Below are 14,264 nucleotides of genomic sequence, written 5' to 3'. Positions count from 1 at the left end.
GAACACCACGAGAGCGGAACAGTCGAAGGAATGATCCGACTGTTCACAGCGTCCTCGCTGTGTTTTTCAAAGGAACCTCGTCCCGGTCATGATGACCGGAGACGGGGTATCAACATATCTGGCGTTGATTTTTGGCACGCTGTTGAGTTCTCAAGGAACGGTCGCTTCCTTTGTACTCACCCTCTCGGGCTTTCCTCCGGGCTTCCCTTCGGTCTTGCGTTTCCGACTCTATCAGATCTTTTCTCGATCCGATTTCCTCGGTGCTTTCCAGGTTTTCCGCTCTCGCGGTTTTCCTTTCCGGCGGATCCGACTTTATCAGAAGTTTTTGGCTGGTCTGACCAGCCGCTCATTTCTGAGTTATCGGGAGAGGCTTCTCGGGAATCCAGTTCCTCGGGAAGCAGATAGATTCTAGCTGCCGTCTCCGGTGATGTCCAGTTCTAGGCAACTGTTTGAATCTACCTCCCCACTCCAGCCGTGTCAACAGCTATCGCGGGGCGAAGAGGAGACTAGCAGCTCAGGAGGCGCCTTCGCACATCAGGCGGCAGTCGGCACGCTGGCGCTGCGTTCAGCCGTGTCGACGTCGCCCGTGTCGCCGGCGCGTACGGCCCGGCCGCCGAGGACGTAGACGTACGTGAGGAATGCCAGCTCGGCGAGGACACCTATTCCTATGCGCGCCCAGGTGGGGAGCCCCGACGGGGTCACGAACCCCTCGATGGCGCCGGAGACGAAGAGGACGAGAGCGAGGCCGATGGCCATGCCGACGGCCGCACGGCCTTCCTCCGCGAGGGCCGTCCGGCGGCTGCGCGGGCCCGGGTCGACAACGGTCCAGCCGAGACGCAGTCCCGTGCCGGCCGCGACGAAGACCGCGGTGAGTTCCAGGAGACCGTGGGGCAGGACGAGACCGAGGAAGGTGTCGAGCCGGCCGGCCGAGGACATCAGGCCCAGGCCGACTCCCAGGTTCAGCATGTTCTCGAACAGGATCCAGAGCACCGGGAGGCCCAGGAAGACGCCGAGGACCAGGCACATCGCGGCGGCCTGGGCGTTGTTCGTCCACACCTGGGCGGCGAAGGAGGCTGCGGGGTGGCTGGAGTAGTACGTCTCGTACTCGCCACCGGGGCGGGTGAGCTCTCGCAACTGGCTGGGGGCCGCGATGGAGGACTGCACCCCGGGATGGGTACCGATCCACCAGCCGAGGAGAACCGAGATCGCGGTGGAGAGAAGAGCGGTGGGCACCCACCAGTGGCGCGAGCGGTAGACCGCCGCGGGGAATCCGTGTCCGAGGAACCGTGTGACGTCGCGCCACGAGGCTCGGCGTGTGCCCGTCACGGCGCTGCGCGCGCGTGCGACCAGCTGGCTGAGCCGACCGGTGAGCTGGGGGTCGGGGGCGCTGGACTGGATCAGGGAGAGGTGGGTCGCGGTGCGCTGGTAGAGGGCGACCAGTTCGTCGGCTTCCGTACCGGTGAGGCGGCGCTGACGGCGGAGCAGTGCGTCGAGGCGGTCCCACTCGGCTCGGTGGGTGGCGACGAAGACGTCGAGGTCCATCGGGTCTCTCTGCTCCTCTCCTCGTCCCGTCAGCTTGTCGTACTGCAGCGCGATGTGTCCTCAGCTTGGCAGACTTGCCGTTCTCCGGGCGGACCAGGAAGGCGGCGGGCGTGAGTGAGCTGGTGACGGGCGAGGCGGTGGCGCTCGAATTGCGTCCCGCGAGACTGCCCAGCAGGGCGCTGGCGGTGTTGCTCGACCTGGTCGTGGCCGTGGTCGTCTACCTGGTCGTGACCGTGGCGCTGGTGGCGGCGACGTCGTCTCTGGACGAGGCGGCGCAGGTCGCGCTGTCGATCGCGTGCTTCCTGCTGGTGCTGGTGGGCGGGCCGATCGCGGTGGAGACGCTCAGTCATGGGCGTTCGCTGGGGAAACTGGCTTTCGGGCTCCGGGTCGTGCGGGACGACGGTGGGCCGATTCGGTTCCGGCACGCGCTGGTGCGGGGTGCGGTGGGGGTGGTGGAGATCCTGATGACGTTCGGCGTCGTCGCCTGTATCGCCTCGCTGGTGTCGGAGCGTGGGAGGCGGCTCGGGGACGTCTTTGCCGGGACCTTGGTGGTGCGGGAGCGCTTGCCGGTGGGGCAAGGTCAGTTCGTTCCTCCACCGCCCCCCTGGTTGGCCGGGCGTTTCTCAGGGCTCGACCTGTCCGGGGTTCCCGATGGTCTGTGGCTTGCCGTCCGTCAGTACCTGACGCGGATGCAGCAGCTTGATCCGCAGGTCGGCTGGGCCATGGCGGAGCGGCTCGCGACCGACCTGACGGCTCGTACCGGCGCTCCGGTGCCGCAGGACGTGCCGCCCGCTGCCTATCTGGCCGGCGTGCTGCACGAGCGGCAGGCCCGCGAGGCTCGGCGGGCCTTCGGTGGCGGTGGTGGCGGTCCGGCCGGAAGCGGTCTGCCGGGCGTCGGGGGTGGGCCCGTCCCCTCGGCGGGTATGCCCGGTGGTTACGCACAGCCGGTCCCGCAACCGTCCGCGCAGCCGGTCCCGCAACCGCCCATGTCACCGTTCCAGCAGCCCCACCCGCCCGCCGCGCATCCCACGCACGCCGCAGGGCGTTCCGAGGCCCCGGCTCGGGACGAGCGGCCGGCCACCGGTTTCGTGCCGCCGGCGTAGTGGGTGCCGGGCCTGGCTCAGTCGAAGGCCGACGGTGGTGACTCGAGGTCCTCCAGCTCGACGCCGGGCGCGGCGAGGACCACGTCGCCGGCGATGTGCACGGCGTGCCGTTCGCCCGTGTCCAAGGCGGTGACCTGGTATTCGTCCACGGTCAGGGGGCCGTTGTCAGTGGCGTGTGTTTCTCTGTCCACCAAGGCCCAGGACTGGTCCACGGTGCGCGGGGCGAGGACCGGTTCCGTGAAGGCCACGAGACGTACGCGGGTCGCGGTGGCGGAAGGGGTGAGGCGCAGGAGACGGGCGGTGGCGACGAGGAAGGCGGGGGACGTGCCGGTGAAGGCGTGGGCGCGCACATTGCCTTCGGTGGCATGGGTGCCGGTGGGGTCGGTGCGGACCCAGGTGACGCCGTCGAGGGCGGCGCCGCGCACCTGCCAGTTCCCGGCGTGGAGTTCGAGTCGGACGGGGCGGCCGAGTTCGTCCAGGGCGAGGTCGACGGAGCCGGTGTGCTCGCCCGAGGGCGTGGTCAGCCGGGAGACGTAGCGCCAGCCGGAGGGGCCGGGCGCGCACTGGAAGTGTTCTTCTGCGAAAGGGGTGTGATCGTGCGGATCGTGGAGCGAATAACGGCCGCGGGGCATGGGGGTCCTGGGTCTTGACGGGCTGCCGGTCCGGCCCTGGTCACCGGTCCGGCCAAAGGGGCAGGCCCCCGGCACGGGGGTGCGGGGGCCTGCCTCGGAGTTCGGCGACTCAGCGGCGACTCAGTAGCGGTAGTGGTCCGGCTTGAACGGGCCGTCGACCTCGACGCCGATGTAGGCGGCCTGCTCCGGGCGCAGCTTGGTCAGCTTGACGCCGAGGGCGTCCAGGTGGAGGCGGGCGACCTTCTCGTCGAGGTGCTTGGGCAGCGTGTAGACGCCGATCGGGTACTCGGCCTGCTTGGTGAACAGCTCGATCTGGGCCAGGGTCTGGTCCGCGAAGGAGTTGGACATCACGAACGACGGGTGACCGGTGGCGTTGCCCAGGTTCAGCAGACGGCCCTCGGACAGCACGATGATCACCTTGCCGTCGGGGAACGTCCAGGTGTGGACCTGCGGCTTGACCTCGTCCTTGACGATGCCGGGGATCTTCGCGAGGCCGGCCATGTCGATCTCGTTGTCGAAGTGGCCGATGTTCCCCACGATCGCCTGGTGCTTCATCCTGGCCATGTCGTCGGCCATGATGATGTCCTTGTTGCCGGTGGTGGTGATGAAGATGTCGGCCTTGTCGACGACCTCGTCCAGGGTCGTGACCTGGTAGCCGTCCATCGCCGCCTGCAGCGCGCAGATCGGGTCGATCTCGGTCACGATCACCCGCGCGCCCTGCCCGCGCAGCGACTCCGCGCAGCCCTTGCCGACGTCGCCGTAGCCGCACACGACCGCCGTCTTGCCGCCGATCAGCACGTCCGTGGCCCGGTTGATGCCGTCCACCAGCGAGTGCCGGCAGCCGTACTTGTTGTCGAACTTCGACTTGGTGACGGCGTCGTTCACGTTGATCGCCGGGAACAGCAGAACACCATCGCGCTGCATCTCGTACAGCCGGTGCACGCCCGTCGTGGTCTCCTCCGTCACGCCCCGGATCTCCGAGGCGAGCTGGGTCCACTTCTGCGAGCCGTTGGTGATCGTGCGGTGCAGGAGTTCGAGGATGACGCGGTGCTCGTCCGACTCGGCGGTGTCGACCGAGGGGACCTTGCCGTCCTTCTCGTACTCGACGCCCTTGTGGACGAGGAGGGTGGCGTCACCGCCGTCGTCCAGGATCATGTTCGGGCCACCGGTGGGGCTGTCCGGCCAGGTCAGCGCCTGCTCCGTGCACCACCAGTACTCGTCGAGGGTCTCGCCCTTCCAGGCGAAGACGGGGACGCCCTGGGGGTTGTCGGGCGTGCCGTTCGGGCCGACGGCGATGGCGGCCGCGGCGTGGTCCTGGGTGGAGAAGATGTTGCAGGAGGCCCAGCGGACCCGGGCGCCGAGCGCGACCAGGGTCTCGATGAGCACGGCCGTCTGGACGGTCATGTGCAGGGAGCCGGTGATCCGGGCGCCGGCGAGGGGCTGCGCCTCGGCGTACTCCTTGCGGATCGCCATCAGGCCGGGCATCTCGTGCTCGGCGAGGGTGATCTCCTTGCGGCCGAACTCGGCGAGCGAGAGGTCGGCGACCTTGAAGTCCTGTCGGTTGTCGACAGTCGTCATTGCGAGCTGCTCCTCGGGTTGGGGCGAGGTGGATAGGGCTGGTCTGCGCGGCGGCGGACACACGGGTGCCCGAAAAAGAGGACACAGGCATGCCCACGTGCGCGCAGCGCAGTCCGTCGGAGGCCCTCTCTCCCTCGGTCGGTCCGCGGAGGACCGCCCGACCGCCATCAGCAGCGACGTCTGGCTCCGTCCCAAGCTACACCGGACGCCCCTAGTGTCCCCAGTCCGCATCCGAAGAGAGCGCGTCGATCACATGCTGTGAGGGGGGACGGGGGGGGGGAGGGCGACGGGGGTCGTGGCCGCCGCAGGTTTTTTCAGCCTGCGGGTGTGGGGCAGGATGCCGGGAGATCGGGATGGCCCGGTCGACGTGCGGGGCGTCCGGGACGGCGGTCCGTGCGAGGAAAGTGAGGAGACAGACGTGACCAGTCCGGCCGACCCTCCCCCCACGGGCAGCGGCGATGGTGAGCCGCAGCGGTTGAAGCTACTCGCGGTGACCGCGTGCCCCACCGGCATCGCGCACACGTACATGGCGGCGGAGAAGCTCGCGCAGGCCGCCGAGAGCCGTGGCATCGACATGAAGGTGGAGACGCAAGGGTCCATCGGGGCGGAGAACGTACTTGATGACAACGATGTCAGAGACGCCGACGGCATCATCATCGCCGCGGACAAGGACGTGGATCTGAGCCGTTTCGCCGGCAAGCGGGTCCTCACCGTCGGGGTCGCCGAAGGCATCCACCACCCCGAGCGGCTGATCGAGCGGGTGCGGACCGCCCCGGTGTACACGACGGGCGGGACGCGGTCCACTCCGTCGGCATCGGTGCGCGGCGGCGGCGGCAAGGAGCGGAGTGCGGTGTACAAGGCCCTGATGAACGGCGTCTCGTACATGATTCCGTTCGTGGTCGTCGGCGGTCTGCTGATCGCGGTGTCGCTCGCGCTCGGCGGCGATGCGACGGCCAAGGGCTATGTGATCCCGGAGGGCACCTTCTGGGCGCACGTCAACGCGATCGGCGGCATCGGGTTCCAGCTCATGATCCCGGTCCTGTCCGGCTACATCGCGTACGCGATCGGCGACCGGCCCGCGCTGGTGCCGGGCATGATCGGTGGCTGGATAGCCAACACGGGAGCGTTGTACGACTCCAAGGCGGGGGCCGGCTTCATCGGGGCGATCGTCACCGGGTTCCTCGCCGGGTACCTGGTGCAGTGGATCAAGAAGGTCGAAGTCCCGAAGTTCGTCCAGCCGATCATGCCGATCATCGTCATACCGATCGTGGCGACGACGGCGCTGGGGCTGTTCTTCATCTACGTGATCGGCAAGCCGATCGCTTGGGTGTTCGAGCATCTGACCAGCTGGCTCAGCGGGATGACGGGCACCAGCGCGGTCCTGCTCGGCGCGATCCTGGGCCTGATGATCGCGTTCGACATGGGCGGGCCGGTGAACAAGACCGCGTTCCTGTTCGGCGCGGGACTCATCGCCACCGGCAACCAGACCGTCATGGGTATGTGCGCGGCCGCGATTCCGGTCATGCCGCTGGGGCAGGGGCTGGCCACACTGATCCGCAGGCGGCTGTACACCGATCAGGAGCGGGAGACCGGCCTTGCCGCGCTGTTCATGGGTTGCTTCGGCATCTCCGAGGGCGCCATCCCGTTCGCCGCGGCTCGGCCGGCACAGGTCATCCCGGCCAACATGCTGGGCGGCGCGGTGGCCGGTGCCGTCGCCGGGTTGGCCGGGGTGAAGGACGCGGTGCCGCACGGTGGGCCGATCGTGGCGGTGCTGGGCGCGGTGAGCGGCGTGCCCATGTTTTTCGTGGCCGTGGCGATCGGCACGGTGGTCACCGCGCTGACGACCGTCACACTGGTCGACCTGGGTGCGCGCAGGCGGCCCGCGGCCGTGGCCGCCACCGGGACCGCTGCCGGAATGCCTGCGTTGGCCGGGGCAGGGGCTACGGCCGGGGCTGCCGGGACGGTGGTCCCTGGGCGGACCGGTCCCGTCGAGCCCACTGATCGCGCCTCCACCACTGAAGCCACCGGAGCCACGGCCACTGGAGCTACCGGAGCCAAGGGAGCCGCCGGAGCCGCCGGAGCCACTGAGGCCGCGGTCACGACGACCACGGCCACCGAGACCGCTCCCACCACCGCCCTCTCCGGACACCTCACCGAACGGACCGTCAAGGTCCGGCTCGAAGCGGTCGGCAAGGAGGACGCCATCCGCGAGATGGCAGTACTGCTGGCGCGCAGTGACAGGGTCGCCGACGTGGACGAGCTCGTGGCGGCAGCGTTGCGGCGCGAGGAGGAGGGGACGACCGGGCTCGGGGAGGAGATCGCCGTCCCGCATGCGAAGACGGACGCGGTGACCGCGCCGGTCGTCGGCTTCGCGCGGTCCCCGGAGGGCGTCGAGTGGGGCTCGCTGGACGGTACGAAGGCCAGGCTGGTCTTCATGATCGCCGTACCGGAGGCTGCCGCCGGTGACGAGCATCTGCGGATTCTGGCGCTGCTGTCACGGAAGTTGATGGACGCCGGCTTCCGGGAGCGGCTGGCCGCGGCCGAGACCGAGAGCGCGGTGCTCGGCGTGCTGGGTGAGATCGGGTGACCGAAGGGCCCGCGCGCTCGGCGCGCGGGCCCGCTCAGTCGGCTCGGCGCCGGCTCTCGGACGTGTGGAGCCGGATCAGTGCCCGACGGCGTGGGGGTTGGGGCCGCCGGGGGTCGCCTCCGGGTCGGGGCCCTTGGCCGCCTCGGTCTCGCTGTAGATGTCGGGCTCGAGGTAGATGACGCGGGCTATGGGGACGGCGGCGCGGATACGGGCCTCTGCGGCGTTGATGGCCTTGGCGACCTGGGCGGCGGTGTCGTCGTGCTGCACGGCGATCTTGGCGGCGATGAGCAGCTCCTCGGGGCCGAGGTGCAGCGTGCGCATGTGGATGACGCCGGTGACCGTGTCGCCGTCGACGATCGCGGCCTCGATCTTCTTGACCTCCTCGACGCCCGCGGCCTCACCGAGCAGCAGCGACTTGGTCTCCGCGGCCAGGACGAGGGCGATGAGGACGAGCAGGACACCGATGCAGACGGTGCCGATGCCGTCCCAGACGCCGTCGCCGGTGAGCAGGGCGAGGCCGACGCCGCCGAGTGCGAGGACGAGGCCGATCAGCGCGCCGAAGTCCTCCAGCAGCACGACCGGCAGCTCCGGCGCCTTGGCGCGGCGGATGAACTGCGCCCAGGAGAGCTTGCCGCGCAGTTCGTTCGACTCCTTGATGGCCGTGCGGAAGGAGAAGCCCTCGGCGAGGGTCGCGAAGACCAGGACGCCCACCGGCCAGTACCAGTGCTCGATCTCGTGCGGGTGTCTGATCTTCTCGTAGCCCTCGTAGATGGCGAACATGCCGCCGACCGTGAAGAGGACGATCGAGACGAGGAAGGCGTAGATGTAGCGCTCACGGCCGAAGCCGAAGGGGTGCTGCGGGGTCGCCTCGCGTTCGGCCTTCTTGCCGCCGATCAGCAGCAGGAACTGGTTGCCGGAGTCGGCGAGCGAGTGGACGCCCTCGGCGAGCATCGACGACGAGCCGCTGAACGCGAATGCCACGAACTTCGATGCCGCGATCGCGAGGTTGGCGCCGAGTGCCGCCACGATCGCCCTGGTGCCGCCTGACGCGCTCATGTGTCCGCGTTGTCCCTTCACCTCGGTACGCACGTCGGTACGTACACCGTTCAGGCCTGGCGCCCGTCGCCTTTGCCCGTCCTTTGCCGGTGGGTCATTCTTGCAGCCCCGTGCGGCACCGACGCCTCAGGTATCCACAGGTGCGGTCAGACAATCACTGTGGCGCGAAAGACGGTGCCCGCCCCGGACGCATCGGCCTTCTCACCCGCCGGCACGAAGACGGACTCGCCGGGGGCCAGCTCGTACTCCCCCACCCGTACCGAACCGGCCGTGCACACCAGGATCTGCGGGGTCGGCAGGGTGAGGTCATGGGCGGCACCACCCGCCGGGAGGACGTACCGGGACAGCCGGAACTCGTCGATCGGCGTCTCGTAGACCTCCTCGCCGTCCGGGGACGCCTCGGGGCGCAGCACGCCGGCGTCGCCCGCCTCGAAGCGGACGACGCGCAGCAGTTCCGGCACGTCGACGTGCTTGGGGGTCAGGCCGCAGCGCAGGACGTTGTCCGAGTTGGCCATGATCTCGACGCCGAGGCCACTGAGGTAGGCGTGCGGGATGCCGGCACCGAGGAAGAGGGCCTCACCGGGCTGCAGGCGTACGTGGTTGAGCAGCATGGCGGCGATGACGCCGGGGTCGCCCGGGTAGTGGTGGCCGAGGCCGGCGTAGGGCTCGTAGGAGCCACCGAGGCGGGTGCAGGCGGCCGTTACGGCGGCGACCGTACGGGCCATCTCCTCGGGGTCGGCCGTCAGGACGGCGGTGAGGACCTCGCGCAGGGCCGCGTCCTCGGGGTGTGCGTGCAGCAGGTCGACGTACGGCTTGAGGGCGTCCACCCCGAGCCCGTCGAGCAGGCCGGCGGCCGCCACCGGATCACGGAACCCGCACAGGCCGTCGAACTCGGTGAGCGCGCAGATCAGTTCGGGCTTGTGGTTGGCGTCCTTGTAGTTGCGGTGCGGAGCGTCGATCGGGACGCCGCGGCGCTCCTCGTCCGCGAAGCCCTCCTTCGCCTGTTCCAGGTCGGGGTGCACCTGGAGGGAGAGGGGTGCGCCCGCGGCGAGGATCTTCAGGAGGAAGGGCAGGCGGGGGCCGAACTTCGCCACGGCCTCGCTGCCCAGTTCCCCCTTCGGGTCCGCCTCGATGACGTCGACGAGCGTGCCGCGCGCGGTGCGCGAGGGTGCGCCCGGGTGGGCGCCCATCCACATCTCGGCCTGCGGCTCACCGGTCGGCTCGACACCGAGCAGCTCGGGGATGGCCGTGGTGGAACCCCAGGCGTAGGGGCGGATGGTGTTCTCGAGGCGGTCCATGTGTGTTCTCTGTCTCCGTACGTGCGCGGCCGGTGCCGGTACTGGTGCCGGGCGCGGGTCAGGCGGCCCGATGGAGCAAGGTCAGGCCCCCGAAGCGAGCGCCAGGTAAACGGCGGCGAAATCCGTGACGGCGATCAGTTCCGCGAGCGTCTCCAGTTCGGCACCCTCCTCCGGCTCCAACTCGCTGATCGGCGTGTCGTGGCTGAGGGCGAGGTCACGGGCGGCGGGGGCGGCGGTGAGACCGCCGATCGGGCGGTCGCGGAGCAACACCACGCGCGCGTGCAGCGCGGGCGGCTCCTCGACCCGGTCCCGGAAGAAGTCGTCGGGGTCGGCGCTGGCGGCGAGCGGCCCGGCCAGCAGGGCGCTGTGCGCGGCGAGCGCCTCGGGGAGTTCGGCGACCAGGGCCGGGCGGCCGGCGAGTTCGGCGAGCGCGGCGGCGAAGCGGCGGCCCGCGGGTCCTGCCGAGGTGCCCTCGGTCCAGATCACGGGGAGCGCGTCGGCTAGTTCGGCGGCGAGGGTTTTCGCCGGGTTGCTGTAGGTCGCGATGGCCGGTCCGCAGCGTTCGGCGACCTGGTCGAGGCGGTCGGCGACCTTCTCCAGGGCGTCGGGCGGGGCGGTGAGCAGCCCGATGCGGTCCAGCAGCGCGAGCAGCGGGGTGAGCAGCGCCCACAGGACGCCCGGGGAGGACGCGGCTAGGGGCTCGCCCTCGTCGTAGGGGGCCGTCGCCATCGGTACGAACAGCCCGTGGGCGCCGGCGACGGCCTCGGCGAGCGGGGTGCGGGCGGGGGCGACGGCGACGACCGTGCAGCCGCGGCGGTAGGCCTGTTCGGCGAGCAGGGACAGGCTCGGTTCGGTGCCGTCCGGGGTGGCGATCAGCAGCAGGTCCACGGAACCCGCCCAGCCGGGGAGTTCCCAGCGCAGTGCGCCGGCCGCCGGGGCGACGCCGGTCGGGGCCAGGCGGATGACCGGGCTGCCGGGGCCGGCGAGCGTGCCGAGAAGGTCGGAGGCGTGGGTGGGGGCGGCACCCGGACCGGCGATCAGGACGGACCTGGGGCGCCCGTCCGGCTTGAGGTCGGGGATGCCCGCCTCGGTGGAGTGCCGGGCGGCGGTGCGGACCCGGGCGCCGGCCTCCGCGGCGCCGCGCAGCAGGCCCCTGCGGTCGGCGTCGGCGAGTCCCGCCGGGGAGTCGAGCAGCGATTCGTCGAGCATGGGCGGCAGCCTCCGGTCACGGGGTCCTGTTCAGGGGCGGGGACACCGCGGGGTCACGCGGGGCGGCGGGCCTCGTCGACGAGGAGGACCGGGATGCCGTCGCGGACGGGGTACGCGAGGCCGCAGTCCTGACCGGTGCAGACCAGCTCGGTGTCCTGCTCCTTGAGGGGGGCGTGGCAGGCCGGGCAGGCGAGGATCTCCAGGAGGCCGGCTTCGAGCGGCATGGGGGTTCCCTTCGGGGGGCGGATGGTGCCTGTGCGGATGTGCCTGGTCAGCGTACCGCCGGTGGCGGGTGGGGCGGCGGCTCTCGGGCCCGTGCCCGGGAGCCGCCCGACTCGGTCGGCTGAAAGCCGAGTTGTCGGCCGCGGACGGGACTGTCGGCTACGGCCGGGCCCTCGACCATGGCCGGGGCTGTCGGCTACGGGCGCAGTCATCGGCCGCGCCGCTGTGGTCGGAAGCCGACGGAGCCCGTCGGCCGCAGCCGGAGCCGTCAGCCTCAGCCCGCGCCGTCAGCCCCGGATGATGGCGAGCACCTCGTCCCGGACCTTGGCCATCGTCGCCTCGTCACGTGCCTCGGCGTTCAGGCGGAGCAGCGGCTCCGTGTTGGATGGGCGGACGTTGAACCACCACTCGGCGGAGGCGACGGTCAGGCCGTCGAGCTCGTCCAGGGTCACGTCGTCGCGGTCCTCGTACGCGGCGCGGACGGCGGCGAGGCGGGCCTTCTGGTCCGCGACGGTGGAGTTGATCTCGCCGGAGCCGACGTAGCGGTCGTACTGGGCGACGAGGGCGGACAGGGGGCCCTCCTGGCCGCCGAGGGCCGCGAGGACGTGCAGGGCCGCCAGCATGCCGGTGTCGGCGTTCCAGAAGTCCTTGAAGTAGTAGTGGGCGGAGTGCTCGCCGCCGAAGATGGCTCCCTCGGCGGCCATCTCGGCCTTGATGAAGGAGTGGCCGACGCGGGTGCGGATCGGGGTGCCGCCGTTCTCCCGCACCACCTCGGCGACCGACCGGGAGGTGATCAGGTTGTGGATGACCGAGCCCGTGCCGCCGTTCCTGGCGAGCTCCCGCGCGGCCACCAGGGCGGTGATCGCCGACGGGGACACGGGGTCGCCCTGTTCGTCGATCACGAAGCAGCGGTCGGCGTCGCCGTCGAAGGCGATGCCGATGTCGGCGCCCTCCTCGCGTACCCGCTTCTGCAGGTCCACCAGGTTGGCGGGGTCGAGCGGGTTCGCCTCGTGGTTGGGGAAGGTCCCGTCGAGTTCGAAGTACATCGGGACGAGGGTGAGGGGGAGGCCGGTGAGCACGGTGGGGACCGTGTGCCCGCCCATGCCGTTGCCCGCGTCGACGACGACCTTCAGGGGGCGGATGGCGGACAGGTCGACGAGCGAGCGCAGGTGCGCCGCGTAGTCCTCCAGCGTGTCGCGCGAAGTGATGGCTCCCGCCGGCGTCGCGACCGGCTCCGGGGCGCCGGACTCCAGCCACCGCTCGGCCAGCTCGCGGATCTCGGCGAGGCCGGTGTCCTGGCCGATCGGGGCGGCGCCCGCGCGGCACATCTTGATGCCGTTGTACTGGGCGGGGTTGTGCGAGGCCGTGAACATCGCGCCCGGCAGGTCCAGGGCGCCCGAGGCGTAGTAGAGCTGGTCCGTCGAGCACAGCCCGATCTCGGTGACGTCGACGCCGCGTGCCGCGGCCCCGCGCGCGAAGGCGCGGGACAGCCCGGGCGAGGAGGGGCGCATGTCGTGGCCCACGACGATCGCGTCCGCGCCGGTCACCTGGGCGAAGGCGATCCCGAAGAGCTCGGCGAGCGACTCGTCCCACTGCTCCGGGACCACACCGCGTACGTCGTACGCCTTCACGATCTGCGACAGATCAGCAGCCATGGCCCAACCTTCCTCAATGTCCTGTGGATGGGCCCAAACTACCCGCCCGGGAGGCGGGCCCGCGCAGGATACCGAGCCGGCCGCGCACCGTCATGGACAGGGGTGTGAGCGGCGTCAGTTGTCCGGGGAGCGCAGGACGCGCAGATGGCCGCGGCGGGCGACCTCCATCGGGTCCGCGGCGCGGACTCCGCCGCCTGCCTGGGCCGCCCGTTCCTGGGGGCGGGCCGCCTCGCGCACGGCGTTGGCGAGCGCTTCCAGGTCGTCTCCGGTGGGCCGGGCCGGCGCGGAGCCGTCGAGGAGGCGTACGACCTCCCAGCCGCGCGGGGCGGTGAGGCGCTCGGAGTGCTCGGCGCACAGGTCGTAGCAGTGGGGTTCGGCGTAGGTGGCGAGCGGGCCGAGGACCGCGGTCGAGTCGGCGTAGACGTACGTCAGCGTCGCGACGGCGGGTCGGCCGCAGGCGGTGCGCGAACAGCGACGTACAGGGCTCACGACGTTGGACGGTACCGCACTCTTGAGCGGGCCGCGACGACTCTCCACGGGCTCACTCCGCCGTGTCGTAGTGTGAAACGCCACATCCGGCTTTTCGATGACGTCCTCCTGACCTGCGCGGACGGTGCTCTCCGAGATACCGCGCCATCCTGCGGGCGGTCATGACTCGGTACAAACACCGTCAATTGCCTTGAGTTCGACGGTCTTGTAGAGATACGGAAACGAGCCCAACCTTGGCTGGAATGGTCATCTGCCGACATGGCGCAGACCATGACCGGACAGGGGACCGGGCAAGGAACCGGACAAGGGACCCGACAGGGACCGGACAGTGACCGGACAGTGACCGGACAGTGACCGGACAGGACGCCGGTCGGCGCGTGGGGCCGGGCGGGCGGAGGGCGCGGGGACTACCCTTCACCAGTGATGGACAACCGTGTACCGCCCCGTGCCGCCGGCCCCGGGCCTCGTCGCCGTGATCGCCACGGGCGGGGCATGCGCGGGCCGATCGCGCCGCCGCAAGTGCCGCTGGCGGCCAGCCGTGCCGATGTCTTCGCGGACCTTGTGCAGGACTCCGTGGAGCGCCTCGAGCGGCGGTGGCCCCAACTGGCGGAGATCGACTTCATGGTGCTCGAGGTGCCGCGGCTCGACGGACGGCCCGGTGAGGGCTGGAGCGACGAAGCGGTGCCGCTGGGCGGGATCGTTCCCGCGCGGGACGGGCGGCGGGCGCGGGTCGTCGTCTACCGGCGGCCCGTGGAGATCCGCACCAAGGGGCGGGACGAACGGGCCGCGCTGGTGCACGAGATCGTGGTGGAGCAGGTGGCGGAGTTGCTGGGGTTGACTCCCGAGACGGTTGATCCGCGGTACGGGGAGGACTGAGCGGGGGGCCCGGCCTT

At 70.7% G+C, this 14,264-nt stretch carries 12 protein-coding genes; 3 read left to right on the top strand and 9 right to left on the bottom strand.

The genetic code is table 11. From position 1 onward, the window contains the following. Positions 1–534: 534 nt before the first annotated feature. Entirely contained in the window at positions 535–1,542 is a 1,008-nt protein-coding gene (locus tag ACFYZQ_RS24390) for a stage II sporulation protein M (protein ID WP_389151342.1), read from the bottom strand. A 110-nt stretch (positions 1,543–1,652) separates the two neighbouring features. On the opposite strand from ACFYZQ_RS24390, the gene ACFYZQ_RS24385 reads away from it, so the two are divergent. Beyond that, complete coding sequence (locus ACFYZQ_RS24385) at positions 1,653–2,645, top strand: RDD family protein (protein ID WP_389151339.1); 993 nt, start codon at positions 1,653–1,655, stop codon at positions 2,643–2,645. Between the two features lie 17 nt (positions 2,646–2,662). On the opposite strand, the gene ACFYZQ_RS24380 is transcribed toward ACFYZQ_RS24385, so the two are convergent. After that, complete coding sequence (locus ACFYZQ_RS24380; protein ID WP_389151336.1) at positions 2,663–3,277, bottom strand: hypothetical protein; 615 nt, start codon at positions 3,275–3,277, stop codon at positions 2,663–2,665. Between the two features lie 120 nt (positions 3,278–3,397). Further along, on the bottom strand, positions 3,398–4,855 hold the full coding sequence (ahcY, locus tag ACFYZQ_RS24375; RefSeq protein WP_388803383.1) for an adenosylhomocysteinase: 1,458 nt from the start codon (positions 4,853–4,855) through the stop codon (positions 3,398–3,400). Between the two features lie 418 nt (positions 4,856–5,273). On the opposite strand from ahcY, the gene ACFYZQ_RS24370 reads away from it, so the two are divergent. Further along, the gene (locus ACFYZQ_RS24370) at positions 5,274–7,442 is read left to right on the top strand and encodes a fructose-specific PTS transporter subunit EIIC (protein WP_389151333.1); all 2,169 of its coding nucleotides are present in this window, start codon (positions 5,274–5,276) and stop codon (positions 7,440–7,442) included. 75 nt (positions 7,443–7,517) lie between these two features. Here ACFYZQ_RS24370 and ACFYZQ_RS24365 read toward each other — a convergent pair whose 3' ends face one another. The 6 genes from ACFYZQ_RS24365 to ACFYZQ_RS24340 form a co-directional block, all read right to left on the bottom strand. Beyond that, positions 7,518–8,498, bottom strand: coding sequence for a cation diffusion facilitator family transporter (locus ACFYZQ_RS24365; RefSeq protein ID WP_389151330.1), 981 nt, complete (start codon positions 8,496–8,498; stop codon positions 7,518–7,520). A 146-nt stretch (positions 8,499–8,644) separates the two neighbouring features. Further along, positions 8,645–9,796, bottom strand: coding sequence for a mannose-6-phosphate isomerase, class I (gene manA, locus ACFYZQ_RS24360; protein ID WP_389151328.1), 1,152 nt, complete (start codon positions 9,794–9,796; stop codon positions 8,645–8,647). An 81-nt stretch (positions 9,797–9,877) separates the two neighbouring features. Continuing rightward, complete coding sequence (locus tag ACFYZQ_RS24355; RefSeq protein ID WP_389151325.1) at positions 9,878–11,005, bottom strand: SIS domain-containing protein; 1,128 nt, start codon at positions 11,003–11,005, stop codon at positions 9,878–9,880. Between the two features lie 53 nt (positions 11,006–11,058). After that, the gene (locus ACFYZQ_RS24350; RefSeq protein ID WP_141360461.1) at positions 11,059–11,229 is read right to left on the bottom strand and encodes a Trm112 family protein; all 171 of its coding nucleotides are present in this window, start codon (positions 11,227–11,229) and stop codon (positions 11,059–11,061) included. 285 nt (positions 11,230–11,514) lie between these two features. Next, complete coding sequence (locus ACFYZQ_RS24345) at positions 11,515–12,882, bottom strand: phosphomannomutase/phosphoglucomutase (RefSeq protein WP_389151323.1); 1,368 nt, start codon at positions 12,880–12,882, stop codon at positions 11,515–11,517. Positions 12,883–12,996: 114 nt separating this feature from the next. Beyond that, on the bottom strand, positions 12,997–13,419 hold the full coding sequence (locus ACFYZQ_RS24340; RefSeq protein ID WP_388803365.1) for a DUF3499 domain-containing protein: 423 nt from the start codon (positions 13,417–13,419) through the stop codon (positions 12,997–12,999). A 375-nt stretch (positions 13,420–13,794) separates the two neighbouring features. On the opposite strand from ACFYZQ_RS24340, the gene ACFYZQ_RS24335 reads away from it, so the two are divergent. Further along, the gene (locus tag ACFYZQ_RS24335) at positions 13,795–14,247 is read left to right on the top strand and encodes a metallopeptidase family protein (protein WP_388803418.1); all 453 of its coding nucleotides are present in this window, start codon (positions 13,795–13,797) and stop codon (positions 14,245–14,247) included. Positions 14,248–14,264 lie beyond the last annotated feature (17 nt).

It is taken from the genome of Streptomyces sp. NPDC001843 (assembly GCF_042891955.1).
GTDB lineage: Bacteria > Actinomycetota > Actinomycetes > Streptomycetales > Streptomycetaceae > Streptomyces.
The sequence above is the reverse complement of the archived record's forward strand: the minus strand, read 5'-3'. Positions and strand labels throughout refer to the sequence as shown.

Excerpts from the sequence above, each read along its gene's own strand:
- ACFYZQ_RS24390 (WP_389151342.1), bottom strand. The coding sequence starts at position 1,542 with ATGGACCTCGACGTCTTCGTCGCCACCCACCGAGCCGAGTGGGACCGC.
- ACFYZQ_RS24380 (WP_389151336.1), bottom strand. The coding sequence starts at position 3,277 with ATGCCCCGCGGCCGTTATTCGCTCCACGATCCGCACGATCACACCCCT.
- ahcY (WP_388803383.1), bottom strand. The coding sequence starts at position 4,855 with ATGACGACTGTCGACAACCGACAGGACTTCAAGGTCGCCGACCTCTCG.
- ACFYZQ_RS24365 (WP_389151330.1), bottom strand. The coding sequence starts at position 8,498 with ATGAGCGCGTCAGGCGGCACCAGGGCGATCGTGGCGGCACTCGGCGCC.
- manA (WP_389151328.1), bottom strand. The coding sequence starts at position 9,796 with ATGGACCGCCTCGAGAACACCATCCGCCCCTACGCCTGGGGTTCCACC.
- ACFYZQ_RS24355 (WP_389151325.1), bottom strand. The coding sequence starts at position 11,005 with ATGCTCGACGAATCGCTGCTCGACTCCCCGGCGGGACTCGCCGACGCC.
- ACFYZQ_RS24350 (WP_141360461.1), bottom strand. The coding sequence starts at position 11,229 with ATGCCGCTCGAAGCCGGCCTCCTGGAGATCCTCGCCTGCCCGGCCTGC.
- ACFYZQ_RS24345 (WP_389151323.1), bottom strand. The coding sequence starts at position 12,882 with ATGGCTGCTGATCTGTCGCAGATCGTGAAGGCGTACGACGTACGCGGT.
- ACFYZQ_RS24335 (WP_388803418.1), top strand. The coding sequence starts at position 13,795 with ATGGACAACCGTGTACCGCCCCGTGCCGCCGGCCCCGGGCCTCGTCGC.